Genomic DNA, 26,105 nt, shown 5'->3' with positions numbered 1-26,105 from the left:
GCACACCACGATGTCCAAGATCACTAGGCGTGTGGCGACTGTGACCGCCACTGTGGCAGTAACGGGCGGCGTCACCCTCGGCGCGAGCGGAGCCGCCTCAGCGGCCACGTACGAACACTGGGACCACAGCCACTCCGTCGCCACCAGCTACGGCGAGCGGCCGGGTGACCGGCACCACGACCGGGTCTTCTTCGTCAACGGCGAGCGCTTCCGGTTCGACGGCCGCCACTTCTTCGTGTGGGTCGACGGCAAGTGGAAGCTGGTGTCGCGCGCCTTCGCCCGGCATCACCTCTTCGACCGCGACCACGACCGGGGCCACTTCTTCCGTGACCACAAGAAGCACGAAGACAGAGACCGGTACGGTCACGACCGTCACAGCGACTACGACCGGTACTGAGGTCGGAAACCGGGCCGGTCCGGCGGCGCCGGGCCGGCCCGCCCATGTCCGAGAGGGTGTCTGCTCACGGTGAAGGCGAGCCGATGATCCCCGCGATGCCGACGATGATGCTAACGACGGTGTTGATGCCCATTCAAGAAGGCCACGCAGGCAACCTTGGCACACCCGTCGAGGGCTGTGCGGGACCGTGGAGGACAGCAACTTCAACTGCATCGGTGTGCCTAGCCGACCCACCGCGCGGTGTACATGATGCCGTATTTCTTGATATAGCCGTGGACTCTGACCGTGCCGTTGTCGTAGTCCATCGCCGGCCCGGCGTGGGAGGAGTACCTTCCGGAATCGACGGCGTCCCAGCCCACCTTCCACTCCGCGTCGGTCGGGCTGGGGGTACCGCAGCAGGTGTCCTGCTTGTTGTTCAGGCCGTCATTCAGGCGGACGGACATCCACTGGGTGCCCTTGGAGTTGTAGGCCACCGTCCGGGCGCACATCATCCTGCTGCGCGCGTAGACCTCCAAGTAGCCGACTTCCGCCGGGGTCTGGCCTCCCTTGACGGGCACCTTGGCGATCCGTGTCCCTTTGCAGCCGGCCGTCGCCGCGGAAGCGGGGGCCGTCATCGTGGCCATGCCGGCCATGGACATGGTCGTGACGGCCATTGCCGCCATCGTTCTACGCAGGCGCATCTGAGCTTGCTCCCCGAGGTCGTGCCGATACGTGTCACGGGTCTTCGCACAGCGCGATCGCTGTCCGAGACAGGCAGCAACGCTAGAGCCCGCGGTCCTCGTTTCGTCCTCGCAGGATCCTCGCCACTCGCCGTTCCGGATTTCGGTGCGGCCACGTCGGCCGAGCTCCCCAATGGATCCGGTGAAACGGCTCGTCAGCTCACTGGGAGCGATGCCAGCCTGGCTCGGGCCAGACCGGCATCGGGGTGGTCCAGCTCGTCGAACACGGTCAGGGCCTGCCGCCACGCCAGGCGGGCCGCGCCGATCTCGCCGACGGCCTGGTGGGTGTCGCCGAGGTGGAGGAGCGTTTCGGCCCCCAGGAAGCGGTCTCCGACCTCGCGGGCCAATGCCAGGGCTCGCTCGTAACTGGTGATGGCCTGCTCCCACTGGCCGAGATGGTGATGGGCGTAGCCCAGGCTGTCCAAGGTGGTCCCCAGCCCGTGGGGGTCTTCCATTTCGTCGTACAGGGTGAGGGCCTGCCGGCAGTGGAGGAGGGTCTTGTCGTACTCGCCGAGCAGGGCGTGGAACCAGCCGATCGAGTTGAGGGCCCGGGCTTGTCCCGACCGGTTGCCGGTGGCCTGGTAGAGGTCGAGTGCCAGCCAGGCATGGCGGAGGGCGTCCTGGTACCGGGTCCACAGTTCGAACATGGTCGAAATCTGGCCATGGGTGTGGGCCTGGCCGGTGCGGTCGCCGAGCCGCCCGTACAGGTCGAGAGCCCGCTGGTAGTGAGTGTGGGCCTCGTCGTATTGCGCCAGCCGGGTGCAGGCCCGGCCGAGGCCGCGGCTGGCGTGGGCCTGCCCGGATTGGTCGCCTTCGCGCCTCGCGGCCCTCAGTGCGGTGGCGTGGACGGCGGCGTAGTCGCGCCAGTATCCCCGGCGGTCTAGGAAGTCGGTGAGAGTCCAGGCCAGCTGCCAGGCGTGGGTGCCGAACCCGGTTTCGGCCGCCCGCTCCGCGGCCGCGAGCAGAACCGCGTGCTCGGTGGCGAACCAGGCCAGCGCCTCGTGATGATCCCCGAAAGTCTCACGAACCACGCCGGGCGGGATCGGCGCCAGTGTGATGCGCTCCCGGTGTGGGTTGAGCAGCCGGTTGGCGGCCTCTGCGGCATGGAGATAGTGGCCGAGAAGGCGACGGAGCGCGGCCTGGCGCTCGGTGGCCGGTTCGTGGGCGTGAACCAGCTCGCCCGCGTAGGCGCGCATGAGGTCGTGGAAGGCGTAGCGGCCGGGAGCGTGCTCGGTGAGGAGATGGGCGCGGGTCAGCTCGGCCAGCAGCGAACGCGCCCGGGACGCCGGGACGCCTGCCAGGCTCGCCGCCGCGGGCACCCCGAGATCCGGGCCGCGATGCAGCCCGAGCAGCCGGAACAGCCGCGCCACGTCCTCGCCGAGGGTCCGGTAGGACCAGGAGAACACCGCCCGGACCTGCGTGGCCGGGTCTCCGACGTCGAACGCGTCCAGCCGGCCGGCGGGCGCGCCCAGCTTGCCGGCGACAGACGCGAGGGAGAAGCCCGGCTGGACAGCGGCCTGGGCAGCCACGACGGTCAGCGCCAGAGGCAGCCGCGCGCACCGGGCGATGATCTCCGCCACCGCCTTCGGCTCGGCGGCGACCCGATCCGCGCCCAGGCGGCGGGCCAGCAGCTCCCGGGCCTCGTCGGCGGGCAGCAGGTCCAGTGGCAGCGGGTGTGCGCCCTCGGCGGCGACCAGGCCGGGCAGCTGGTTGCGGCTGGTCACCACCGCCACACAGCCGGAGGAGCCGGGAATCAGGGGTCGGACCTGCTTGGCGTCGCGCGCGTTGTCCAGCACGATCAACACCCGACGCCCGGCCAGCAGGCTGCGATAGAGGCCTGCCTGCGCCTCGACGGTCGCCGGGACCCGCTCCGCCGCCACGCCGAGTGCGGACAGGAACCCCCGCACCGCCTCTGCCGGGGTCATCGCCGCCCTGTCCGGATCGAAGCCCCGCAGGTTCACGTACAGCTGCCCGTCGGGAAAGAGGTCGCGGACCCGGTGCGCCCAGTGCACCGCCAGAGCGGTCTTGCCCACGCCCGCGGTGCCCGACACGGCGGAGACGACCACCGCGGTCGGCTGCCGTCCTGCCCCGGCCAGCACGCCGTCCAGCCAGGCGAGTTCGGCCTCGCGCCCGGTGAATCCGTACGCGTCCAGCGGCAGCATCGCCGGGACCCGGCCGGTCACCGGCTCCCAGCGCGGGGACTCGTCACTGGGACCAGGCTCCCACAGCGGGGACCCGTCACCGGGGTCGGGCTCGCACCGCAGCAGCGCGTCATGCAGTCGCCGCAGCTCCGGGCCGGGGTCGAGGCCGAGCTCGCCGGTCAGCCGCGCCCGTAGGCCACGATAGATCTCCAGCACGTCGGCCAACCGGCCCGCGTCGGCCGTCGCCCGCATCAGCAATCCGACCAGGGACTCCCGGAAGGGGTGCCGGTCCACCAGCGCCAGCAGCTCCGCGATCACCTCTTGATGGCGGCCCAGCGACAACTCCAGCGTCAGGCACTCTTCCCAGACGACCATCTGGCGTTCTTGCAGAGCCCTGGCGGCGTTCTCGAAGCGCGGACCGTCCACGCCGGTCAGCGGCTCGCCCCGCCACAGCAGCAGCGCCTGCCGGAACGTGGCGGCGGCCGCGGCGGCATCGGCAGGGGCGGTTTGCCGCGCCTTCGTGACCAGCTCATCGAAGGTCTGGGAGTCCAGGCAGCCGGGGGCCGGTCGCAGCAGGTAGCCCCCTCGCACCGTCATGATGAGGTTGTCGGCCGCTCCGGCACCCACGAGCGTCCGCCGTAGCCGCGTCACCAGATCCTGAACCTGCCGCCGCGCCGTGGCCGGGGGGTTCTCCCACATGCTGTCGAGCAGCCGGTCGACTGTGACGACCTGGCCGGCCTCCAGCAGCAGCGCCGCGAGCGCCCTTTCCTGACGGGGGCCGTGCAACCCGACCGGGCGCCCGTCCGCCCTCACCTCAAGCGGCCCCAGGACACCGAACCAGATCGCAGCCAACGGGTACCGTCCAAAAGATCGAATCCACGCTCGAAGATCCCGGATCTCCGGTGGAGACTATCGTTTCGTCCAATATGGATGCGCATAAAGCCATCAAAATGGACGCCGTATCGGCTCCCTTCTGCCCGCATTCGTCGCTCCCGGCCGGGGATCGCACAGGTCACATGAGGGTGGCCCGCCGCGGACGGTCGCGGCGGGCCTGTTCTGGGCTCAGTAGCGTTCGCTGAGGTTGAGGTTGATCTCGGTCAGTACGGTCGTCGCCTTGCCGTACCGGAGCAGGTTTGCGAGGTTGTCCGGCAGCCGCAGGGTGGCCTGTGCGTGGCGGGCGGCCTGGCCCACGGACCTGAGTTCCAGCGCGGCGGCGACCAGCGAGACGATCTTCGTCGCGGCGTTGATCCGCCGGTCGGCCAGGTTGAGGTAGGTGGTCAGCAGCTGGGCTCGGAGGAGGTCGGACTGGCTGATGGACAGGGCGAAGACCGCCTTCACCTCGGCCCGGGTGAGGGCGCCGTCCGGGGCCGAGCCGTCGGCTCCGTCGAAGCGGGAGTCGGTCGCCTGGATACGGGCCAGCAGTTCGGTGGTCTGCCGGTCGGCGTGCAGCTGCCAGGACAGCTGTGGCCATGGGTTTCGGGTGGGTGCGACCTCGGTGATGCTGGTGGAGGCCGTCGCGGTCACCGGCTCGTAGACGCAGCCGTTCCCGTTCCCGTACGAGGCCGTGGCGGAGTCAGGGATCTCGTTCCCGGCGACGAACAGCAGGCTGGGCCGGGCGGTGAACTGGACACCGGAGCTCGCGCCGCCGGCGAGCGATCCGAGCGACCAGGTGAGCGTGGTCGTGCCGTCCGGGTTGGCGGTCACGGACGAGGGCTTGGGCCCCGTGCCCTGGTCGAGGGCCTGACTGTAGTGGACCTCGGACGGGAGCGTGTCGGTGAGGGTCACGTTGGTGGCCGTGCCGCTGCCGACGTTGGTGATCTTCAGATCGATCGTCATCGCCTCGCCGGCGTTGACGGTCGGCGGTGTGCTCTTGTCCAGGGTGAGCTTCGGAGCGTGCACAGTGGTTGTGGCCGTCGCAGTGTTGTTGGCCGTGTTCGCCTCGGCTCCGCCCTTGGTGTCACGCGCGGTCGCCGTGGCCGTGTTGGGCAGGACGGTCCCGTTGGCGATGTCGCAGGGGATCGCATAGCTGAACGTCTCGGTCCTGGACAGTCCCGCGCCCAGGTAGGGCACCTGGCGCGACTGGGTGCCGCCGCCGGGCGGGGTGTCGGTCAGGTCGATCGCCGTCGCGGCGCCGGTGCCCACATTGTCCAGCTTCACCTGGTAGTTCAGGGTGTCGCCGGGCTCGGCGTCGGACCGGTCGACGGTCTTCGTCGTGGCGATGTCGGGGTCGTACTGGTTGAAGAAGGACAGCTCCTGCCGTACCGCCGTGTCGAAGTCGAGCTCCTTTTCCGGCTCGCCGCCCGCGCCGGCGCAGAGCGACGGGCTCGTGCTCGTGATGTAGCCGCTGCAAGCGGGCCCATCGGCGTCGGGGGACTGTGCCGCCCGGAACTTGACGGCCGACCAGTCGTCGTGATCCTTGAGGGGCGGGCTGCCCTTGTTGTCGTTGATGTCCACGTCCACCGTGCCCGCGTCGATGATCGGCCTGCCGGCGGCGTCGCGGTTGTCGTTCCAGTTGAGCGGCCCGTTGCCGATATCCGACCGCAACAGCCTGGGCCCGCCCGCGGTGGGGTTGTCATGCCACCAGAAGGTGTAGTCGGCGCCGTCCTTGATCCCGTCCGCCTCGTTCAGCTGGGGCTCCCTCAGCTCGGGAAGTTTTCCGCTCGAGTAGCCGAGGCGGACCGCCCCCTTCTTCCAGTCCCGCAGCTCGTCGACCAGCAGCGGCGGCGGGCTGTTGGGAATCCCCGTCTGGAAGAAGTAGTTCATGACGCTGATGTAGTTGGGCTTCCAGTTCTCGTCAATGTCGCCGCCGTGACGCAGGCTCAGCGCGTGCCCGAGCTCGTGCATGATGGTGCCGGCCTGGTCCTGTTCGGTGCCGACCCAGGCGTCGTCGGCGCCCGTATTGGGGGTGAGCACCTGCCGGTCGGTCGGGTGCGCGCTGGTCGTGTTGCAGATGCGGTCGGGGCCCACGTGGATCTGGGTTCCGATCACCGTGTCGTCGCCGGCCCGCGTCGTCTGCAGCATGCCGTCGCCGGCGTAGTCGCGGCCGAAGTCCGCCACGCACATGGTTCGCCATGAGCCGAGGGTGACGATGAAGTCCTTGTTGTTGTCTCTGGTGGGTTCGCAGCATTGCCCCGACGTTCCCGGGTCGGGCGTGCTTGAGGCTCCGCTGCCGAGCATGATGTCATGCGCGAAGATCGCATAGTGTGCGTACGGGGCCAGCTCCGCGGGGAAGCTGGCGGTGCGCGCATTGCGGAAGTCGTTGTTGTTGTTCAGGCCCATGGTCGCTTGTTCGGGAAGCTGCCTTCCCAGAATGTGGATGAAGTCGACGCCGTCCCGGTGTGTCCCCGGGTAGGGGCACGGATTCTCCGCTTTGACCGGCGCCGCGTCGAAGGCGTTCCTGACCAGGGTGATCGCGGCATCCTTGGGCCGGTGGGAGTGCCTGGCGTCGGCCATGAAGTCGGTCTGCAGGATGATCGTCTTACGGCATGGGTCGGCGCCGCGCGCTGGCAGGTCGGCAATGACCGCGCCGTTGCGGTCGCGTATCCCGGAAAGCTCAATGATGTCCGGGATGCCGTCGTGGTCGGTGTCGGGCAGCACGGTGGAGACGGTGATGCCGAGCCTGGTCTTCCTGCCGTCGTTGTCCTTGGGGAAGCCGTGGTCGCCGTCGCCCTCGACGCAGCTCTGGCCCTTCGGCTGGCCGCTGGAACTGACGCAGGGCGTGCCGAAGACGATGTCGTCACCCGACAGGGTGCCGGAGCGCAGGTCGTAGACGAGGTTCAGTTCGAGATCGTCGTTCCTGGGGCTGATGTCCATCCTGTCGTCGTTGGTGTTGAGGCCGTCGTCCCAGTCCCACAGGGTGACGGTGATGTCCACGGTCGGCTTGCCACCGGGCAGGTCCGTCTTGGTGAAGCGCCAGCCGTTGGGCGCCTCGGGCAGGCCAAAAGGCTCGAATTCGTCGTCCTCGATCCGCGGGCCCACCTCGAGGGGCCCGTCGGCGATCTTGACTCTCGGGAAGTAGTCTCCATCTCCCAGGCCCCCGCCGTCCGGGTCCTCGACCTGCAGGAGATAGTCGATGGAAAAGGTCAGCGACAGGGTCGGGGCCGCCGCTGCGGCCGGTGTGGCTAATACCGGAATCAAGGCGACGAGCAGCCCGCCGATCGCCCCGAGCGTGAGCAGCCGGCGCCACGACGCAAGCCGCCCCTGCCACGTTCTCGCTCCACGTTTGACGCCCATGGTCGTTCCTCCTGAGGGTTTGCCCTGCAGAGGAGCGTCCGGCTTATAGCGCGCGCACGCATGAGTAACCCCTACTCAAGCCCGGCCGGAACAGAGAGCCTCATCACGGTGGTGCCGCCCGACAACTGCACGCGGGGCACGTCGAGGAGTTCCACCACGTGAGGGACGCCGAACCGATCGACATGATCGCATATGACGGCTACTGACCAACGCCCAGGGATAAATCAGGATGTTCTGCGAAGCCTGTCTCGTGGCGCGCTCCCGCTCGTTACGGTCTGTCACGGAGCCAGGAGGGAGAGGCAATGCGAGAGCTGTATGGCTTCGAACTTGAGCCCGAGGTCCGGGAGTGGCTCGACGACCTCAGTGACAGCGATTTCAAGCGAGTTGATGAAGTCGCAGGCCTGCAGATCGATCGAGCGGTTCGAGCGCAGAAGATCTGCAAGCGTGATCATTGGGGTCCGGTGACCGAGACCTTCGAAAGGCAGGTGTGATGGCCGGCTACCACACCCGCTGGGAGCGTCCTCCCGCGCGAGATGACGATCCCGAACGGATCGCCATCCGCGAGGCGCTGGCCTTCGGCAAGGCCCTGTACGACCGGCGCGTGGCCCTCGGCCTGAGCGTGACCGAGGTCGCCGATCGAGCAGGCATGACCGAGGATGAGATCGAGTGCATCGAGGAAGGCGGCACCACTCCGACCATCGCGCTGCTGCGCCGCCTGGCAGCGGCCCTGGACGCGGATGTCCGCCTCACGCCCGGCCATGACCTCGGATCAGTGTGGTTCGAAGCGCACGCCGCATAAGGCTGTACGCCCCGCACATTCGCCTGAACGAACGTAGCTCCCGACCGCGATTTAACGGGGGACATGGTCGAGGCCGACGAGTGCTTGGCGAAGATGCTGCTCACCAGATTGCGGACGGTCTTCTCTGACAGGGCAGCCGCTGAGCGATGACCTGCTTGCCCAGCCCCGTGCCCGAGCACTGGCAACAAGATCGCGTACGTCAAGAGCTCCAGGCGTGGCGACGGTAACGCCACACACTTGCCCGCTCAGACTGGAATGACCCAGGTTCGGCTTGAGCGTGAGCGGCTGGGTTGCGGCTACGCCGCCGCGGCAAGATAGCCAAGGGGGTGAGGCTATGCGTGATCGCATCAAGGGCAAGACGCTGATCGCCAGGGACGAGGGCGACGACGCCAGCGGGGTCGTCATCAAGCTGTACGGCGAAGAGACGAACGGGGCCGTCTCGATCATCGAGCAGCCGTTCGAGCCGGGGTTTCTCCTACCGCCACACGTGCACCAGAACGATGTCTGGCTCTACGTGCTCGAGGGGGAAATGCACGCCCGGGTTGGCGACGAGATCGTCAAGGCGACTCCCGGTTGCTGGGTGCTGAAGCCGCGCCGGATCCCCCACACCATGTGGAACGCGGGACCCGAGCCGGCACGCATCATCGAGGTGTACACGCCGGGTGGATTCGAGCTCTTCTTCAAGGACTTCGGAGACCGGTTGAGCCAAGGGTCGATTGGGCTCGACGAGCTGAATCGGCTTGGCGAGCCGCATGGCATCCGCTTCTTCGACGACTGGATTCCCGACCTCAAAGCGGCCTACAACCTGCGCGTCATCGGCGAGTAGCTCCTCGCCGCCCCGTCAACCCTCGCCCCAAACAGGGGCCATGGGCGCCCGTCACAGGAACGGGCGACCGGTCGAAGTCGTCCGGATGCGCGTGGGCTTGGTCGATGCCGGTGACGCGCGGCACGGTGGCGGCGATGCGGCCGGTCTGCTGGTCGGGTGAGGGCGCGCTGTGGCGGGGTTCTTCGTGCCGTCGATGTTCGCGGGTGTGGGATGCGGCCCTGCAGGCCAGCAGGGCAGGCACATGCCAGTGGCGACGTTCTTGAGCTCGACGACGGATCCGCTGGATCCGGTAGCCGCCTGGGCAGGAACCGCCAGCAGGCCACCGGCGGGTGAGTCGCGGGCGTGCCGGACCTGCTCAGGGGCCATCGCCGGCAGTCGGCCGAGGCGCCGGCCCTGATCGGCGTGCTTCCTCGTCGCGGGCGAGCGCCGAGATGACGACGTCGAGGCCGGCCAGGGCATGGGCGAGGCCTGCGCGGTGCTGCTCAGGGGAGGCTGCGGCCAGCCCCCGATGAATGGTGACCGCCTCTTTTGCCAAGGGCAGCGCTTCGGCCGGCAGGCCGCGTTCGGTCAGGGTCACGCCGAGGTCGACGAGCACGTCTGCGAGGTCGGCCAGGTAACAGTCAGGGGAGGCCGCAGCCAGTCGTCGGTAGACGGCGATGGCCTCTCGCTCGGCGCGCAGGGCGTCGGCCGGCCGGTCCAGCTCCGCCAGAGTCGTCCCAAGGTTGATGAGGGCATCGGCGAGATCGGCCAGGTAGCGGCCAGGGGAGACCGCGGCCAGCTGTCGGTAGACAGAGACTGCTTCCTCCTCGGCGTTCAACGCCTCGCCATGCCGGTCGAGCTCGGAGAGGGTCACTCCGAGACTGGTCAGGCAGGTGGCGAGCTCAGACAGGTAGAGCTCGGGGGAGGCCGCGGCCAGCCGCCGGTAGATGGCGATGGCCTCTCGCTCGACGCTCAGGGCGTCGGTCGCGCGGTCCAACTCCCCGAGATGCACCTTTTCCATGAGCAACCGAGCCCGCCTGCTCCCGTTGCCCTCGTCCGGGACTTCCGCCACAACTCATCCCTTCGACATCGGGCGGCAACCGCTGTGGTGCCGTTCTTTCCTGAAAGGCCGTCACGGGCTTGGAGGCGTGACGGTCTTTCAGGCGCGGTGGGTGCGGCTTGGACGCCGGCCTTGGCACAGGCGCGCTCTTGGCCAGCAACTCGAATGCGGTCCACCAGCCGGCCTGGCAGGATGAACAACCCATCAGGTGGTGCCGTAGGCGACAGCGCCACACGAATCGTGGAGGATGTAGCCGGTGCTCTGCTTCCCCAGGCACGCGTAGAAGACGACTATCAGACCCTCACCGACATCTCCGTAAGAACGCTCAGTGCACTTTCCGGCACCGCTCGTGTGCCACTTGTCCGGCTGGTCCGTGTAATTGATGTGGGCTCTGATGCGGATCGAATATCCATCGGCGTACCCATCGCAGATCACCATCTTGTCGCCGTCAGCGATCCATCGGCCAGAACCGGTGCCCCAGATGTCGTAGCAGCCATTGAGCGTGCACGCGCGGGGCTGGGCGGCCACGGCGGGCGCGGCGGTCACCGTGGCGAAGGCCACGGTCGCGGCGGTTACTCGCGCCAGAAGTGAGATGCCGCGCCTCATGGCATTGAGCCTGGTTGCCCCACGCCATGCGTGACGCGTTGCTCTGCCGTTCATCTGTCCTCGAAATTCGGCGGTCCTTGAGCTCGTGCGCATGGATGTCCTTTCGTAGGTGGCCGATCAACCCGTCCCGGCGGTTCCGATGGCAAGCGGTCCCCGTGGCGCTTGCCCGCCGAGGCCTGTTGGCACCAGGATCGTGGCGGCAAGATTGTTCGGCACCCCTCATCGGGCAGGCAAACAATGCTTTCCCCGGCGCATGAATCCGCTCCGCGCTTCCCCGACCAGGGTGAACAGTTAGTGTGATCAGCGAGCACACCTGAATGTCGTCTGGTGAATGGAGTCCCGCAGCGGTGGTGGGCCGTCGTGAAAGTCCGGTGGACCCGGCAGCGGGACCGGTTCAACGCTTTGCCTCCGAGTTACGCAAGCTGCGCCAGGAAGCGGGCGGCCTCACCTATCGGGCCATGGCCAAGCGTGCCGGTTATTCAGTCACCACGCTGTCACAGGCGGCGGCAGGTGAGCGTCTGGCTTCACTGCCCGTCGTCCTCGCCTTCGTGGAAACATGCGGCGGAGACGTCTCCGAATGGGAGCGCCGCTGGCAGCAGGTCACTCATGAAGTGGCCCGCGAGAGGGCGGACGATGACGGTGCCGCCGGGCCGTACCTTGGCCTGGCCCCCTACGACACCCACGATTCCGGACGTTTCTTCGGACGGGATCGGCTCGTCGAGGAATTGCACGAGCTGCTTCGACGGCATCGTTTCGCGGCGGTGTTCGGCCCTTCGGGCAGTGGCAAGTCGTCCCTGCTGCGGGCAGGGCTCGTGCCTGCCGCACACGGAGAGACGGCGCCCACGGGCGAATCCCTCGGGCAGAGCCGGATACTCACACCGGGCGAGCACCCGATGCTGCACGCCGACCGGCTCCTCCGGGGCGGGGGCGAGTCCGACACGCTGATCGTGGTCGACCAGTTCGAGGAGGTGTTCACGCTCTGCCAGGACCTGCGCGAGCGGGGGCAGTTCATCGACCTGCTGCTCAGCGCGCGGCAACCGCAGAGCCGGATGAGAGTGGTCATAGCGGTGCGCGCCGACTTCTACGGGCGATGTGCCGAGCACCGCGAGCTCACCGGAGCCCTGCGCGAGGCCAACCTGCTGGTGGGCCCGATGAACCAGGAAGAGCTCAGAGAAGCGATCGTCCGGCCGGCCATGGCCGAGGGCTTGACCGTGGAGCGAGCGCTGGCGACCGAGATCGTCGCCGACGTCGCCGACGAGCCCGGGGCGCTTCCGCTGATGTCACACGCGCTGCGGGAGGTCTGGCGCCGCCGTACAGGGAAGATGCTGACCTTGGACGCCTATGAGAGCGTGGGCAGAGTCCACGGGGCGATCAGCCATACCGCGGAGGAGCTCTATGCCGGGCTGTCGCCGGCTCAGGCGAGGATCGCCCGGCGGATCCTGCTCAGGCTGATCAATCCGGGCGAGCAGGCCCAGGACACCCGCCGTCCCGCCGCCCGGGCGGAGCTGGATCCGTACGGGGAGGCGGACACGGCGCTGGTCATCGAGCAGCTGGCCGGGGCCAGGCTCCTCACCCTGCACCAGGACACCGTGGAGCTCGCGCACGAGGCCCTGATCGAGTCGTGGCCGCGACTGCGTGGATGGGTGGACGAAGGACGCGATCGCCTGCGCACACACCGGCAGTTGACCGAGGCGGCCAAAGCGTGGGAGGCGCATGGCCGGGATGCCGGGCTCCTCTACCGGGGCACCCGCCTGGCCGTCGTCGACAAGCTGTTCATCGAGCCGGGTGACCGCGACGACCTCACGCCCCTGGAACGGAACTTCGTTGACGCAAGCGCGGCGCTGGCCCGGCGCACCTCCCTGGTGCGGGTCACCGTCTCGGCCGTCCTGGTGGTCTTGCTGGTCGCCTCCATGGTCGCGGCGGGAGTCGCCATCCGGCAGGCCGGCCTGGCCGACGATCGGCTGGAGGAAGCGACGGCCCGGCTGGCCGCCAGGCGCGCGGCCGCCCTGCGGTTGAGCGACCCGAAGCTGGCCCGCCGATTGAGCGCCGCGGCCTGGCGGATGGCCCAGGTCCCCGAGGCCAAGAGCGAGCTGATCGACTCGATGGCGCTCCCCTTGGTCGACGTCTTCACCGCCCCGTACAGCCCGACGGACTTGGTGCAGGGGCTCAGCGTGGACGGCACCAGGCTGGCCGTCTACACACCCGGTACGGCGGCCGAGCCGGGCGCACTGCGCGTGCTTGACCTGGCCACGAAGAAGGAGGTCGCCAGCGCCAGATGGCCGTGGCAACAGGTCTCGGAAGTGGTGTGGAGTCCTGACGGCCGTACGCTGGCGGTGAACGACCGGAGCAACGCACAGCTGTGGACCGTCGGCGCCGGAGGCCTGACGGACCTCGGCGTGGCATTCCCCCAGCTCGACCCAACGGAGTTCAGCCCGGACGGGCGCTTTCTCATCGGGGCCCGCGATGGGATGAAGGAAGCCTGGAGCATCGCGGACCGGAAGCGCGTGCTCGATGAGCCGGTCAGTGCGATCAGCCCGGACGGCCGGCTGGCCCTGGTCATCCCGGCGGAAGCCAATGAATTGACGACCACCCCGATGTCCCCCGGCAGCAGGGCGAGTTCGGGGCGGAGGGTGGAGCTCTGGGACATCGAGAAGCGCAAGCCGCTCCGTGCCCCCTGGTTGCCGGAAACCGCCACGGAAGGCGTGTTCAGTCCAGACGGGAAGCGCCTGGCCGTCTCGACCGCCGACGGTATCCGGCTGTTCGACATCTCCTCGGGCAAGGAGGTCCTACGCCCGCTGTTTCCGCCTACGGAACGTATGGAGTTCAGCCTCGACGGTCGATTCCTGGCCGGGACGCGGGGTTGGGGGGTGGTGACCCTGTGGCGGGTGGACGACGGCACAGAGCTGATGAGCAACTCGCTTCTGTCCAACGTTGTGGGAGCCGAGCCCCGTATCTCGCCGGATGCCCGGGTTCTCCGGTTGATCGGCCAGTTCGGCACGGTGAACGTCCTGGACATCTCCCCCTACACCCACCCTGTATCGCTCGCTCCGAGAGGCGGCAAGCGGCTGTTCAGCCCTGACGGCCGCTTCCTGGTGACGGCGCATCGCCGAAAAGGCAGGCCGGAGGTGCGCATTTGGGATGTCGCCGCCCGGCAACCCGTGAGCGGCCCGCTACCCGTCGACGATCTCCCCGACAACGACCCTACGGAGACGGCGTACTCCCCGGTATTCAGCCCCGATGGCCGCACGCTTGCGCTCACCCACCCCGCGTCCCCCGTGGTGACCTTGTGGGACGCCACGACCGGCCGCAGCACCGGCGCATTGCGCGTCCGGAGACAAAGAGCCGTCGGAGTCTTGTCCGTGGCCTTCTCCCCCGACGGCAGAACCGTCGCGGTCGCGCCCCTCAGCGCGAACACAGATAACGAAGAGGCGCTCGACGGCCTGGCTTTCGACGATCTGGAGCTGTGGGACGTGAGAGCCAGAAGATGGATCCGCACCGTCTCCGATGCGGGAGCAGGGGTTCTGATCTTCGAGCCGGACGGGCGCCGGTTGTTCGTGGACAAATCCCGCAAGGGGCGAATCCTGGTCAATACGGCCACCGGAGAAATACTCCAGCACTCATCCGACGCCCGCGCCCAGGGAGAGATTCTCTTCATCGAGAACATTGCCGCGACCGGAGACCTCGACGGGCGTTTGACGTTCTGGGACAGGGGATTGCGCAGGCCCCTGGCCCCGCCGCAGACCGCGTACACGGCATCGATCAACGCACTTGTCCCTTACCCGCAGGGCGAACTACTCGCCACCGTCTCCGGCCAAGGCGAGTACGGCATCCAGCTATGGGACTGGCGGGGATATCAGCGGATCGCCTCACCGATCAGCTTCAACACCCAGTCCGTACCGGCCGTGGCATTCAACCGGGCCGCTCTCCTCGTCTCATCCGCCGACGGGACCTTACGTGAGATCACCGTCGATCCCGGCACTGCCGCCGCCCTGATCTGCCACCGCGACGGTGGCCTGTCCCCTGCCGAGTGGCAACAACACATCCCAGAACTCGCCTATCAAAAGACCTGCCACTGACGATAGCCCGCGAGAAACTGCGGCCGTTTCTCCCAAGGGTTGCGGTCTGCGCGCTGTGTTTGATCTCGTTGATTGTTTGGTCCCGCACCTGCTTCTGGCTGGAATCCGTCGTCCAAGGCCGGGTGTCGGGTTGGGTCGGGCCGGGCGCTCACCTGACGTGAGCCACGATCACACTCATGACAAGCAGCAAGAACGCGCAGCCATGGGGTTATGCGCGAAAGGTGTCGCCGCAAGCCGCATGAACCCGGCCATGCTGGGCCTGGCGCACAACCGGCCCAGGTGTTGAGCAGCGAGGCGGTGTCGCGGCGCGGGATGTGGACGCCGGTCTCGACTCCGCCGGGGCCGCGCCCGCGACGGCATGGTCGCGCACGAGCTGCGGGCGGAGCCGGTCGGGCAGGACAGACGGCGCTGAGCCAAGGGTCGATCGGGCTCGGCCTACGACCGGCGCGTCGTCGGCGAGTAGCTCCTTCCCTGATCCCGGCAGCGACACTGGCTAGCTGCCAGCCGAGCCTACGACGGTACCTCGACGACGAAGCACAGGAAGGCGAGCTTGTCCGCGAAGTCCTGGAAGTCGTCGGGAAACAGCTCACGGGCGGCCGGGTCGACCTGCGGCTCGCTGATGACCGCAAGGCGGAAGCCCGCGGTGGTGAAGGCGTCGGTCATCGCATGCAACGGCCTGGTCCAGAAGGTCATCGGGTAGGACTGTCCGTTGAACGTCCATGCGTCGGTATAGCTGGTGGTGGCGAAATAGCTGGGCCGAGGATTCTGTGCCAGGTGCTCCACGAAAGGGTGGTTGACCGACGCGATCAGCCGGCCGCCGGGCCTGAGCACTCGCCGCATCTCGGCTAGTGTCGGCCCCCAGTCCTCCAGGTAGTGCAGCACCAGCGACGCGACCACGTCGTCGAACGCACCGTCGGCGAACGGCAGCGGATCACGCACGTCGACCACGTGCAGGGCCGCGTCGTCACCGAGCCGCCGCCGGGCCCGCGCCAGCATCCCGGCGCTGGAGTCGATGCCGGTGACGACCGCACCGCGGTCGCGTAGTGCAGCGGACAGGGGGCCTGAGCCGCAACCGGCGTCCAGGACCCGACGGCCGGCCACGTCTCCTACGAGGGCCAGGATCGAGGACCGCGCCCAGTACTCGTTCATGATGCTGTTCTCGGTTTCCGCCGAGTACGCCTCGGCGAAACCGTCGTAGTCGTTCACCTGGTCGGGATCTGCAGGCAGGGTTGCGGTCGAATCCCAGGCAGGATGCCCTACGGCGATGTTCTCGGGCCCGTCGGTTACGCGTTCCATCGTCGCAGCTTAACGATCTTTGGTCGCGTTTCTGGACGTTTGTGTCAAGTTGCCGATGCCCGAGGGAGTCAGCTCGTCTGGGGCCACCAGGCGGCCGGCCGTGGGTCAGCCCGGCTGACGCCATGGCGGCGGCTCGGCGAGGGCGCGCAGCGCTTCACGGGCGTTGCGCCCGGCCCCGGCCGAGACCTCGGCGCCGTCCTTATCGCGGGCGACGGCCAGGACGAGCCCCTCCACGGGATCGCGGGAGAGCGCAATGGTGTGGCCGCCGACCAGCAGTGCGTCGGCGGCCGGATGGTCCGAGGGAGCGGCCTTGTCCAGCAGGACATGGGCCGCGACCAGGCCGGCGACCGGGTTGCGGTGGCGGCCCAGAAGCACGGGCTCCCCGTAGGGGTCGGCGACCTGGCGAATGAGATCGCCGAGCTTGGACCGCGCCGTCGACACCGGCACGAGGGGCAGGCCGCTCCACACCCCACCCACCTTCGACAATGGCACCAGCCCGGCCCACTGCCAGCGCTCGCGGGTGATCATGATGGTTCTGCCGTTCCTGGCCTCCTCCACGAGCGAGCCCCAGCGGGCGCGGGCGTCTTCGACGGAGAAGGGGACGCCGAGCAGCGCTACGAGCTGGTCGTACGACGGCCGTTCTGCGTTGATCATCCGAAGATCGTAAGGTGCCTTACGGAATTATCGCAAGCCGCCTTACGAATATGGCGGGGAGCGTCCGGCGTCTCGGGAGCCGGCGCCGTGAAGCGACGGGACGGGACGACGCCGTAAGCCGAGAGCCGCCCGGATGTCAGTAGCTGAACGTCGTCGCTCCGTCGCCGATCCAACGCCACATGGGCACCGTGCCGCCGATCTCGGCGGACTTGATCAGCTGGGTCTCGTCGAGGCCCTTGGCGTTGAAGCAGATCGGGCAGACCAGGAACGTTCCACCCGCGTTCTGGTACCGCTGGACCAGATCGGGCAGCGGCGGGCAGCCGTTGCAGGCCACTCCGGTGGCGACGCCGTGCAACGCCAGCCGGACCGCCTCCTTGGTCAGGAACATCAGCGTCGGCCGGCCTTCCTCGGCCGCGCCGACCGCGACCAGGAACGCCACGGTGACCCGCTCGGGGTCCTCCAGGCCGGTGGTCAGGCTGATAACTGCTTTTCCGGACATATCACTCCTCGTCGCATGTGCTTTCCCCTTCGCTGATGAGATTGCGTGACGCGCGACCATCGGCCCAGTACTTTTTTTGTAGTGGCGAGGGCTGGTCCCCGCCGGGAGGCGGAGCCATGAAACGCTACGGCCAGTACTGCCCGGTCGCCCGGGCCGCCGAGATCCTTGCCGAACGCTGGACGCTGCTCGTCATCCGCGAGCTGATTTGGGGTGAGGACCGGTTCAACGGCATCGCCCGCGGCCTCCCCCGGATGTCGCCGTCGCTGCTCGCGGCGCGGCTACGCGAGCTGCAGCGGGCCGGTCTCGTGCAGCGCCATCTCATCGACGGCGAGCCCCGCTACCGGCTCACCCCGGCCGGGCTGGAGCTGCAGCCACTGCTGGAGCAGATAGGCGCGTGGGGCGTGCGCTGGATGCACGAGCTGCGCCCGGACGAGTTCGACCCCGTACTGCTGATGCTCGACATCAAACGGCAGTCGCAGCCGGCCTGCATGCCCGAGCGAGCGGCCACGGTGCAACTCCACTTCCGGGACGCGCCTACCGGGCAGCAGCGATGGTGGCTGGTGCTCTCCCGGTCCGGTGGCGCCGACGTGTGCGACACCGACCCGGGCTTCCCCGTCAGCGTGTGGCTGGAGACCGAGGTAGCGACCCTCACCCGCATCTGGATGGGCGACATGAGCTGGTCGGCGGCGCTCCGCGGTGCGGCACTGCGCCTGAGCGGTGACCCCACCGCCTGCCGGGCGCTGCCGCAGTGGCTCGACGTCAGCCCGTTCGCTGCCGTCGAGCGTGCGGCGGTGTCATTACCCCGGTGAAATCCCTAAGAGGCCGCGCGGATAGGGGCGTCTGCCGGGTGAGGATGAAACACAGGCATGGAGCCTCAAGATCACGTAGTTGTGTACGCTCCGTGATCGACAACGAGGATCGTCCGTGCCTGTTCTGCCATCATGGCTTGCCGAACCGCTGTGGGTCCAGTTCGAAGCTTTGCCCCAGTAGCCGGTCCAGTTGCCTCTGGCGGCGCCGAAGCCGTCAAGGCTGGAAAAGACGTCGAATGTGTAGGTAGCGGTCATGACGCTCTCCTCGAGTGCGGTTGATCGCGTGTTGGGGATACAGACTGGCAACCAGGGGCATGAGCATCAGTTTGGAAATGGCGCATCGCGCAGCAGCAGGGCCGCTTGCACCCGGTTCGTGCAGTTCAGTTTGGCGAGGATGCGGCTGACGTAGGTCTTGACGCTGGCCTCGGTCATGTGGACGCGCCGAGCGACCTGGGCGTTGGACAGGCCCTGCGCCACCAGGGCGAGGATGTCGGCTTCGCGCGCGGTGAGGGCGGCAAGGCGGCGGGCGGCGTCGCGTGCGCGCTCGTCGTCGCCCGGCGCCGCCATGTCCAGCACCTGGCGCGCCACGGCCGGCGACAAGTACGCCTGCCCGGCGTGAGCGGCACGGACCGCCCGGATCAGCTCGTCGGGGGTGCACGTCTTCAGGACGAACCCGGACACGCCTCGCCGCACCGCTCGCCGTACGTTGTCCTCATCGCCGAACGCGGTGAGCAGCACCACGCGCGTCCCGGTCAGTTCGGCGGCGGCGGCCAGACCGTCCATCACCGGCATCGAGATGTCCAGGAGCGCGACGTCGATCCGGTGCCGGCGCGCGGCCCGCACCGCCTCGCGTCCGTCGCGCGCGACGGCCATCACCTCGATGTCCCCGGCCGACTCCAGGACGGTGCGGATGCCGGTGGTGATGAGAGGCTCGTCGTCAGCGATCAAGGTCTTGATCACGTGGCGGCCCCGGCCAGAACCGGCACTAGCGGGAGCATCGCGACGAGCCGGAACTCGCGCGGTCCCGGGTGGATGCGCAGCAAGCCCCCAGCCGCGGCGACGCGTTCGGTGAGCCCGTGCAGGCCGCCACCGCCGGAGGAGGAGGAGGAGGAGGAGGGACGGCGGGGCATCGCGTTCGCCACCGAGACCAGGAGAGCGTCCGGTTGCCAGTCGAGCGACACGGTGATCGGCGTGCCGGACGCGTGCTTGACCGCGTTGGTCAGCCCTTCCTGGACAACCCGGTAGGCGGCGTGGGACGCCCTCGGGTCGGTGAGCGGGAGCGCCTCCCCGGACGACTCGATCGTCACTGTGGCCCCCGCAGCCCGGGACCGTGCGACGAGGTCATCGATGTCGTCCAGGCCGGGGGCGTCATGGCTGCGTAGCGCGTTGACCACCTCGTGCAGTTCGACCGCGGCGGCGCGGGCGGCGTCCGCCAGGCCGCCCACCGCCAACTGCTGGCCGGGAGACAAAGGGCCCACCTCCAGCGCGGCGGCCTGCACGGACACCAGGCTGAGCAGGTGGCCGAGCGAGTCATGCATGTCATGGGCGATGCGCACCCGCTCGCGTAGCCGTTCCTGTTCGGCGATGAGGGCCCTCTCCCGGCGCAGGTGCTCGCGCTCCTGGGCCACGTACCGGCCGGCGAGCAGCGGCAGCGCGGTCAGCACGACGACGCGGGCCAAGGAGATCCACGGCTCCTGAGCGCCGGGTGAGCGCTCCACGGCCAGCAGGAGAACGCACACGTACGCGCTCAGGGCACAGGCCGTCACAATCACGTCTCTGCGTGCGGAGATGCGGTGCCCGGCCTGAAAGCCGGTGCAGACCAGGAGGGCCAGCGACCCGCCGGTGAGCACCGCCAGCGCCAGCGCCGCGAGGAAGGCGGCGAACGGCAGGCGGTTCATCGCCGCCATGGTGAGCGCCACGGCCACGGCGTACGCGGCAAGCAGCCAACCCGCCGTCCCGTCCAACCACAACAGCGCCGTATCCGCGACCACGACCGCGGCGACAAGCGCATACTTGGACACAACCTCACCTTACTCATGGCACCTTGTGGCGCTCCTAGTCAACTTTGGTGAACAGCCGTCGATGACTTTCGCGGGCAGACCCCGGCTGTCCGCGACTCTTAGCGTTCTGCGCATGCTCAAGACACTCATGGCGCTGGCCATCCTCACGACACCGGTCAGCGCCCAGGCGCCGCAGCCGTCTCTGCAGTGGAGCGCGTGTCCCATCGCGGACGCGCCCGAGCTCCAGTGCGCGGACCTGTCCGTCGCCCTGTCGCCGAAGAGCGGCCGCAAGATCACCTTGAAGGTGGCCCGTCTGCCCGCCACCGGCGCCAAAATGGGATCCGCGCTGGTCAACTTCGGCGGCCCTCAGGGGCACCAGATCGCCTCTCTGGGCTCACGTGCGCAGATCTTCGACAAGATCCGAGCGTCCATGGACGTCGTGACGTGGGATCCCCGGGGCTATCCCGGTCTCAGCGGTGCGGTGCTGCAGTGCGACTGGGGCTTCGTACGCACGCCGGCGTTCCCCGCCGACCAGGCCGAGTTCGACCGGCTCACCGCAGCGAACAAGACCAGGGGCGACAAGTGCCGCAGCACCGATCCCGAGCTCTTCGACCACATGGACTCGGCCGCCGACGCCCGAGACGCCGACGCCATCCGCACTGCGCTTGGCGAGGACAAGATGAACCTCCTGGGCCTGTCGTACGGCGCAACGATCGCGCAGTCCTATGCCCGGCTGTTCCCCCACCGCGTGCGCACGATGTACATCGACGGCACCCGAAACCACAGCCTCCGCAACTGGGAACGAGAACTCGACACCGTGGCCCGCGAAACCGAGCGCTTCATGGACCGATTCTTCACCTGGGCCCCCGCCGGGACGGAAAAACGCTGGCGGGCGCTGATCGCCAAAGCGAACCGCGAGCTGATCCCCGCCCCGAAAGCAGGCGCCCGCTTCGACGGCACGCAGTTGCAGGCGATCGCGTTCCTCAAGCTCCGGCCCGGCCCCGCAAGCTGGGGCGACTTCGTGGCGGCTATCACGGCGGCCGAGGCTGGCGACGCTTCGGACTTCGCGCTGTCGAGCCGCCAGCCCTACCCCGGCGCCCCGGGCGGCGGATACAAGGAGTGCCTCGACCTCCCGCGCCCCGCCGGCCAGCGGGACGTCGCGCGCACGGTCACGCGGCTGCGCGCCATCGCCCCCAACACCGGCGCCTCCTTCGCCCTCGCCTGGCACCTGCCGCTCACCTGCGCCGGCTGGCCGGCCCCGGTGACCAACCCACCTACGCCGATGCCCCATACGCTGCCGCCGCTCCTGGGCGCAGGAACCTGGCAGGACCATGACTCCACCCGCCGGGTGGTCGAGCAGATCCCCGGCAGCCGCACGATCGAACACGACGGCCCGGGCCACAACCTCTTCGGCGCGATGGCCAACCCCTGTGTCATCGACCACGTCAGCAGGTACGTCACCGAGCGCCGACTGCCGCACCGGGGAACCACATGCCCGTGATCCGACGGCAGGGAAACCGCCGCGGGAAGCGCTGGTGGATCGCGGGCGCCGTCACCGCGATCCTCCTCACCGCCGCCGCGGCGGTGACCGCGATCGCATTCCCGTCCGTCGCGGCCGCCACCTGCCCCGGCTGCTACGGCCTGGAGCGGCTCCAGCCCGGCCTGTACGCCGAGCCAGGCCTGCCGCAAGGCCGACGCCGGCACGTGATCGAGGTCATCGAGCAGGCGAACAAGCGGGTACACGCCTTCTTCGGAGGACGGAAAAGCTCTCCGGACATCCTCGTGTGCCTGTCCGAGGACTGCTACCGCAGGATCGGCGGCGGCCGTGAACGCGGCATCGCCGTACTGAACCAGTCGGTGATGCTGTCCCCGCGCGGCGTCGATCCCGTGATCGCCTCGCACGAACTGACCCACGTGGAACTCCACGCCCGCCTCGATGGCGCCGAAGTCCCGCAGTGGTTCGACGAGGGACTGGCCGTCCTGGTCAGCGACGACCCCCGATACCTCGCCCCCACCGGCGACCGCTGCCTGCTCGACTCCCGCCGGCCCCTCCCGGCCACGCTCGAGGACTGGCTGCGCGCGGCATCAGCGGATCCCCAACTGTATGCCGAAGCCGCCTGCCAGGTGAGTCGTTGGGCAGGGACGAACGGCGGGAAAGAGACCGTACGAACCCTCATCGAACGGCTGTCAACAGGACAGGCCTTCCCCCCACATCCAGATACCGGCCGCAGACCTCACGGGAGCAAGATCGCCATCCCTCCACTTGGGTGAAGAGGTGCCGGCCGAATCCGGCAGATCACCGCGAAGGGGCGCCTCCGTGGCCGAGCAGGAACCGAATTGGCAGCCCATCAGCATGCTCGCGACCACATCGCCGGCGGCACCGCCATGGTGGCCGAGCAGAAGGCCACTCTGGAGCGCGACCTGGCCAAGCCGTACGCGCTGGACGACGCCACGGTGGCACGCGTGAAGAAGGTGTTCTCCCAGACCGCCGCCGACAAGGGAGTTTGAGCATCCGAACGAAAGTCGCGTCTAGCGGGCGCGGCTTACCGTGGCGGGGGTCTTCTCCCGAACGTGTCCCAGTCGTCACGTGGCTCCGCGTAACCACGTTCGAATGGCGTGGTCCGCCGACTGGCGTTGCGTTGATGGCAGGGGCGTTGGCCCTACTTCCGGAAGATGTGGCAGGCGTGTCGATCCGCCTTACGGCAAGAGCTTGGTGAGAAGGGTGCGAAGTTCTTGAGCGCCGTCCGGGCCGAGGACGTCGTCGAGGTCGCGCTCCATGCCGTCCAGGGCTTCACGCACTGCGGGGATGCGGGCGCGGCCGAGGTCGGTGAGCTGCAGGGCATAGCGGCGTCGGTCGTGGGGTCCTGACCGCGGGACACGATGCCGGCGTTCACCAGTTCCTCGATGAGTGATGCGGTGGCCGGTTCGGTCAGGTGAAGGTATCGGGCCAGTTGCTCTTGCGGGCAGGGGCCGAGCTGGTCCAGGGCGGGCAGCAAGGCGAAGTGGCGGGTGCGCAGGCCGTACGCGGCGAGCCGATGATCCCCAAGACGGCGCAGCCGGTAGTGAGCCTGAGCGATCAAGTGCTCGATGCTGTGGATGGCGGGTGGCCCGTCGTCGGCGACGAGCGAGCCCCCACAGGCCGGTCACCGACACCGACTGCATCAGCGGCAGGTTTCCCACCTGGGTGCCCGCCTGATGCCCCATCGTGCCTAAATCGCCGGTGCTGAACAGAAATCCCGCCGCGACGTCGGCCGCCGGGAAGACGAGGGTGCGGGGCAGCCCGCTCAGCCGACGGCCGAGCAGCCCGTCCAGCGCGTACGGTACGACGCCGACCACGCCGGCGCCGGCCGCGAGTATCGCAATTCGGTCACCCGGAAAGGCGCCCCGGAAGCTGATGGCGGCACCGACGGCCACCGCGACGGCCAGGGCCGGCAGTGCCCATCGGGCCCGGGTGGTCCGGGCGAAACGCAGCAGCAGCACCGGCGCCACCCACGCGGCCAGCGGAATGGTGGTCTGCAGAAAGGTGAACGGCAGCAGGGCCGTACCGGCCAGCAGCCAGAGCCACGACCTCATCGGTTCCTCCGCTCCGCGTCTGACGGGATGGCCTTGACGAGCAGCAGCTCGCCGTCCACGTCCCACAGCAGATCGAGTACGGCCCGCAGCGCGGCCTGGTCGACGGCCAGGCTCGGGATCACCGTGCGGTCGCCGTCCGACTGGACGACCACCGCGCTGAACCGGCGGCGTAGTTCATCGTTGAGGCCGCTCGGGAGAACCCCGCGAACCTCCACCCTGTAGTTCGTCGTCATGTCGCGCCCCTTTCGTCGGATGGGGCGAAGCATCGCGGGCAACGGGGGGAGAGCACACCACCCAGGGGCCGGACCACCCAGGGTGGAGCGCGGAGCCGCGTCGGATCAGCCCGAGCTCGCGCCCGCGTTGGACGGCTTCGGCGTGGGAGGTGACGTCGAGTTTGCGGTACAGGGTTTGCACTGCTCGTCGTATTCGCTACGGAAACCTAGGTGTCTGCACTGATCTCGTGGTGGCGCTCGTTCGGGTTCGCGGTGACGACCAGGCCTCGGGGCAGGATCACTTTGCCGGGCCAGTGCGCGTCAGTGAGGCGCCCGTCGATCTGGTCGCCCCGTGAGAACACCGAGCCTTCACGCCCGCGACGTAACGGGCGGGGGCCGGTTCTGGCCGGGCAGGTGAAGGCGAGGCGGCCATCAAATCGTTCACATGTTCTACTCGGGCGGACCAAATGGTGGTAGTCTTTTGGTCACTGACAGTGAAAGCGGGGGCGGGGTGGACGCGTGAGTAAGCTCACCGCGACGGCGACTTGCACCGCCCATCGCGCGATCGTGGAGCAGACCGGTCAGGTCGTCTCGCAGCCGCTGCCGGCCGAGCGGGTGGCCTGGTTGACCGGCCTGGCGCGGGAGCTGACCGCCGAGATCGTGGCCGGCCGGTGGAGTGCGGCGGATCTGGACGCCCTGGCCTCTGGGGTGGGGCTGGACGGGCGGGCGTTGCCGGCCAAGGGCTGGATGGCGGTGCGCAGGCTGGGCTGGAGCGTAACCGCGGCTTCGGGCGTGCATGTGTGTGATCGGGTGCTGCGATGCGCCCAGGAGCAGGCGGCCCGGCTGCTGCGGCTGGCTCTGCACCGCCGCGAGCTGGTGGCGGCGATCGTGGCGACCTGGCCGCGCGACCCGGGCAGGCGCACCGACGCCGAATGGGACGCGTTGCGGGCGGTGTTGCCGGATGGGGCAGGCGCGGCGGAGATCCGCAACCGGACACGTCAGATCCGCGCCTACCGCGACGCGCACGACGGCGTGCTGCCGGTGGACCTGACCGAGCTGGAGGGTCCTCCGGCGTGCGCGGCGCAGATCGTGCTGGCCGCGGCCGACCGGCAACTGGCCACCCTGGAGCGCACCGGCGAGCACGCCGCCCGGCTGCGGGTGAAGCTGCCCCTGACCGCGTCCCCGGCCTCCGCCAAGGACTGGGCCTGGCACCTGCTGCCCATCGCTCTGCCGCCGACCGTCCCGGCGGAGGCGAAACTGTGCTCCCCGACCCTGCGCGTGGCCAAGGGCCGGGTGCGCGTCGATCTGCCGTTCCAGACCCCGATCGGCTTCGCGCCCGCCACCGGTCATGTGATCGGGTGCGGCTTCGACTGGGGCCTGAACACCCTGCTCACCGGCACGGTCGGACGTCTGACGGCCGACGGCCGAGTCGTCTCGGATGGGCGGCCGCTGGCCTACGACGCGAGCGGCGTGTCGGCCAAGCTGCACCGGCTGCGGGCCGAGCGCGAGCACCTGGCCACCAAACGCACACACCAGGAGCGGCTGCTGGCCGGCCTCACGCCCGCCGACACCCGCTTCGCCGCGTTGGCCGCGGCGTATGAGGTCATCAGCGTCGAGCACGAGCGGGTGTGCGCGCGCATCCGAAACCTGAACAAGGCGCTGGCCTGGTCAGCGGCCCGCTGGGCACTCGACCAAGCGATCGCCGCCGGGGCGACGGTCATCTACCTGGAGAACCTGGCCAGCCTGGAGGCGCGCGGGCGCCGGGGGCGCGCGAACGCGCGGCTGTCGGGGCAGGTGCGCGGGCAAGTGATGGAGGCGATCCGGCACCTGGCGGCCCAGCACGCGATCGCCGTGGTCACCGTCCCCGCACGCGGCACCTCCAAATACTGCCCCCGCTGCGGCGACGGCACGTCGCTCCTCCGGCATTGCCCGGCCCCGGACCGGCTCGCCGAGAAGGGCTGGGCGTGGGCCTGGTGCCCGGCGTGCGGGCTGTCGTGTGATCGCGACTGGGCGGCGGCCGAACGCATCCTCGCCCGCGGCCTGCTCGGCCAGCAGGCCACCCGCACCGACCGCACCACCGGGACCCGCAGCATCGCTGCGGTGGTGGAGGGCAACGTGGCCCGCGCCCGCCGCCCCCGCAAGGCGACCCGGGCCGCCCGCCGCGCCCGCCGCACCCGAACCGACCTGCACCCCCGACCAGCCGCCCGGGACAGATCAAAGAACCGG

At 69.0% G+C, this 26,105-nt stretch carries 22 protein-coding genes; 10 read left to right on the top strand and 12 right to left on the bottom strand.

Annotation, left to right across the window (positions count from 1 at the left end):
• Nucleotides 1-10: 10 nt before the first annotated feature.
• Nucleotides 11-397 carry a hypothetical protein gene (locus tag ACTWQA_RS44725; RefSeq protein ID WP_443164945.1) on the top strand — a complete coding sequence of 129 codons (387 nt, stop codon included), beginning with the start codon at nucleotides 11-13 and terminating at the stop codon, nucleotides 395-397.
• A 221-nt stretch (nucleotides 398-618) separates the two neighbouring features.
• On the opposite strand, the gene ACTWQA_RS44720 is transcribed toward ACTWQA_RS44725, so the two are convergent.
• The 3 genes from ACTWQA_RS44720 to ACTWQA_RS44710 form a co-directional block, all read right to left on the bottom strand.
• Entirely contained in the window at nucleotides 619-1,050 is a 432-nt protein-coding gene (locus ACTWQA_RS44720) for a hypothetical protein (RefSeq protein ID WP_443164944.1), read from the bottom strand.
• A 221-nt stretch (nucleotides 1,051-1,271) separates the two neighbouring features.
• The gene (locus ACTWQA_RS44715) at nucleotides 1,272-4,109 is read right to left on the bottom strand and encodes an AfsR/SARP family transcriptional regulator (protein WP_443164943.1); all 2,838 of its coding nucleotides are present in this window, start codon (nucleotides 4,107-4,109) and stop codon (nucleotides 1,272-1,274) included.
• Between the two features lie 210 nt (nucleotides 4,110-4,319).
• Complete coding sequence (locus ACTWQA_RS44710) at nucleotides 4,320-7,490, bottom strand: CARDB domain-containing protein (RefSeq protein ID WP_443164942.1); 3,171 nt, start codon at nucleotides 7,488-7,490, stop codon at nucleotides 4,320-4,322.
• A 302-nt stretch (nucleotides 7,491-7,792) separates the two neighbouring features.
• Here ACTWQA_RS44710 and ACTWQA_RS44705 point away from each other — a divergent pair, with 302 nt between their 5' ends.
• The 3 genes from ACTWQA_RS44705 (at nucleotide 7,793) to ACTWQA_RS44695 (ending at nucleotide 9,115) form a co-directional block, all read left to right on the top strand.
• On the top strand, nucleotides 7,793-7,981 hold the full coding sequence (locus tag ACTWQA_RS44705; RefSeq protein ID WP_443164941.1) for a hypothetical protein: 189 nt from the start codon (nucleotides 7,793-7,795) through the stop codon (nucleotides 7,979-7,981).
• Entirely contained in the window at nucleotides 7,981-8,289 is a 309-nt protein-coding gene (locus ACTWQA_RS44700) for a helix-turn-helix domain-containing protein (protein WP_443164940.1), read from the top strand. Before ACTWQA_RS44705 ends, ACTWQA_RS44700 begins: the two co-directional genes overlap by 1 nt.
• Nucleotides 8,290-8,623: 334 nt before the next feature.
• Nucleotides 8,624-9,115 carry a cupin domain-containing protein gene (locus ACTWQA_RS44695; protein ID WP_443164939.1) on the top strand — a complete coding sequence of 164 codons (492 nt, stop codon included), beginning with the start codon at nucleotides 8,624-8,626 and terminating at the stop codon, nucleotides 9,113-9,115.
• A 355-nt stretch (nucleotides 9,116-9,470) separates the two neighbouring features.
• On the opposite strand, the gene ACTWQA_RS44690 is transcribed toward ACTWQA_RS44695, so the two are convergent.
• Nucleotides 9,471-10,166 (bottom strand): tetratricopeptide repeat protein, encoded by a 696-nt coding sequence (locus ACTWQA_RS44690; protein WP_443164938.1) that lies wholly within the window; start codon nucleotides 10,164-10,166, stop codon nucleotides 9,471-9,473.
• A gap of 192 nt (nucleotides 10,167-10,358) precedes the next feature.
• Nucleotides 10,359-10,760 carry a hypothetical protein gene (locus ACTWQA_RS44685; RefSeq protein ID WP_443164937.1) on the bottom strand — a complete coding sequence of 134 codons (402 nt, stop codon included), beginning with the start codon at nucleotides 10,758-10,760 and terminating at the stop codon, nucleotides 10,359-10,361.
• 317 nt (nucleotides 10,761-11,077) lie between these two features.
• On the opposite strand from ACTWQA_RS44685, the gene ACTWQA_RS44680 reads away from it, so the two are divergent.
• Complete coding sequence (locus ACTWQA_RS44680; RefSeq protein WP_443164936.1) at nucleotides 11,078-14,836, top strand: nSTAND1 domain-containing NTPase; 3,759 nt, start codon at nucleotides 11,078-11,080, stop codon at nucleotides 14,834-14,836.
• Between the two features lie 510 nt (nucleotides 14,837-15,346).
• On the opposite strand, the gene ACTWQA_RS44675 is transcribed toward ACTWQA_RS44680, so the two are convergent.
• From ACTWQA_RS44675 to ACTWQA_RS44665, 3 genes are all read right to left on the bottom strand, one after another.
• Complete coding sequence (locus tag ACTWQA_RS44675) at nucleotides 15,347-16,132, bottom strand: methyltransferase domain-containing protein (RefSeq protein WP_443164935.1); 786 nt, start codon at nucleotides 16,130-16,132, stop codon at nucleotides 15,347-15,349.
• Between the two features lie 105 nt (nucleotides 16,133-16,237).
• On the bottom strand, nucleotides 16,238-16,786 hold the full coding sequence (locus ACTWQA_RS44670; protein ID WP_443164934.1) for a hypothetical protein: 549 nt from the start codon (nucleotides 16,784-16,786) through the stop codon (nucleotides 16,238-16,240).
• Nucleotides 16,787-16,922: 136 nt separating this feature from the next.
• Nucleotides 16,923-17,285: a DsrE family protein gene (locus tag ACTWQA_RS44665; protein ID WP_305919553.1), complete on the bottom strand. Its 363-nt coding sequence runs from the start codon at nucleotides 17,283-17,285 to the stop codon at nucleotides 16,923-16,925.
• Between the two features lie 116 nt (nucleotides 17,286-17,401).
• Here ACTWQA_RS44665 and ACTWQA_RS44660 point away from each other — a divergent pair, with 116 nt between their 5' ends.
• Nucleotides 17,402-18,094, top strand: a complete 693-nt coding sequence (locus ACTWQA_RS44660) for a winged helix-turn-helix transcriptional regulator (RefSeq protein WP_443164933.1) — start codon at nucleotides 17,402-17,404, stop codon at nucleotides 18,092-18,094.
• Between the two features lie 321 nt (nucleotides 18,095-18,415).
• On the opposite strand, the gene ACTWQA_RS44655 is transcribed toward ACTWQA_RS44660, so the two are convergent.
• Complete coding sequence (locus tag ACTWQA_RS44655; protein ID WP_443164932.1) at nucleotides 18,416-19,054, bottom strand: response regulator transcription factor; 639 nt, start codon at nucleotides 19,052-19,054, stop codon at nucleotides 18,416-18,418.
• Nucleotides 19,051-20,115: a sensor histidine kinase gene (locus tag ACTWQA_RS44650; RefSeq protein WP_443164931.1), complete on the bottom strand. Its 1,065-nt coding sequence runs from the start codon at nucleotides 20,113-20,115 to the stop codon at nucleotides 19,051-19,053. Before ACTWQA_RS44650 ends, ACTWQA_RS44655 begins: the two co-directional genes overlap by 4 nt.
• Nucleotides 20,116-20,227: 112 nt before the next feature.
• Between ACTWQA_RS44650 and ACTWQA_RS44645 the strand changes: the two genes are divergently transcribed.
• The 3 genes from ACTWQA_RS44645 (at nucleotide 20,228) to ACTWQA_RS44635 (ending at nucleotide 22,602) form a co-directional block, all read left to right on the top strand.
• Nucleotides 20,228-21,595 (top strand): alpha/beta fold hydrolase, encoded by a 1,368-nt coding sequence (locus ACTWQA_RS44645; RefSeq protein WP_443164930.1) that lies wholly within the window; start codon nucleotides 20,228-20,230, stop codon nucleotides 21,593-21,595.
• Nucleotides 21,586-22,365 (top strand): hypothetical protein, encoded by a 780-nt coding sequence (locus tag ACTWQA_RS44640; RefSeq protein WP_443164929.1) that lies wholly within the window; start codon nucleotides 21,586-21,588, stop codon nucleotides 22,363-22,365. Before ACTWQA_RS44645 ends, ACTWQA_RS44640 begins: the two co-directional genes overlap by 10 nt.
• A gap of 66 nt (nucleotides 22,366-22,431) precedes the next feature.
• Entirely contained in the window at nucleotides 22,432-22,602 is a 171-nt protein-coding gene (locus tag ACTWQA_RS44635; protein WP_443164928.1) for a hypothetical protein, read from the top strand.
• Between the two features lie 152 nt (nucleotides 22,603-22,754).
• On the opposite strand, the gene ACTWQA_RS44630 is transcribed toward ACTWQA_RS44635, so the two are convergent.
• Nucleotides 22,755-23,090 (bottom strand): MarR family transcriptional regulator, encoded by a 336-nt coding sequence (locus tag ACTWQA_RS44630; RefSeq protein ID WP_443164998.1) that lies wholly within the window; start codon nucleotides 23,088-23,090, stop codon nucleotides 22,755-22,757.
• Between the two features lie 573 nt (nucleotides 23,091-23,663).
• Nucleotides 23,664-23,900, bottom strand: a complete 237-nt coding sequence (locus ACTWQA_RS44625) for a hypothetical protein (RefSeq protein ID WP_443164927.1) — start codon at nucleotides 23,898-23,900, stop codon at nucleotides 23,664-23,666.
• Between the two features lie 498 nt (nucleotides 23,901-24,398).
• On the opposite strand from ACTWQA_RS44625, the gene ACTWQA_RS44620 reads away from it, so the two are divergent.
• The coding region (locus tag ACTWQA_RS44620; RefSeq protein ID WP_443164926.1) for a zinc ribbon domain-containing protein at nucleotides 24,399-26,105 on the top strand (1,707 nt) is incomplete at its 3' end.

This window comes from Nonomuraea sp. 10N515B (assembly GCF_052245915.1).
In the GTDB taxonomy this organism is placed as follows: Bacteria; Actinomycetota; Actinomycetes; order Streptosporangiales; family Streptosporangiaceae; genus Nonomuraea.
The sequence above is the reverse complement of the archived record's forward strand: the minus strand, read 5'-3'. Positions and strand labels throughout refer to the sequence as shown.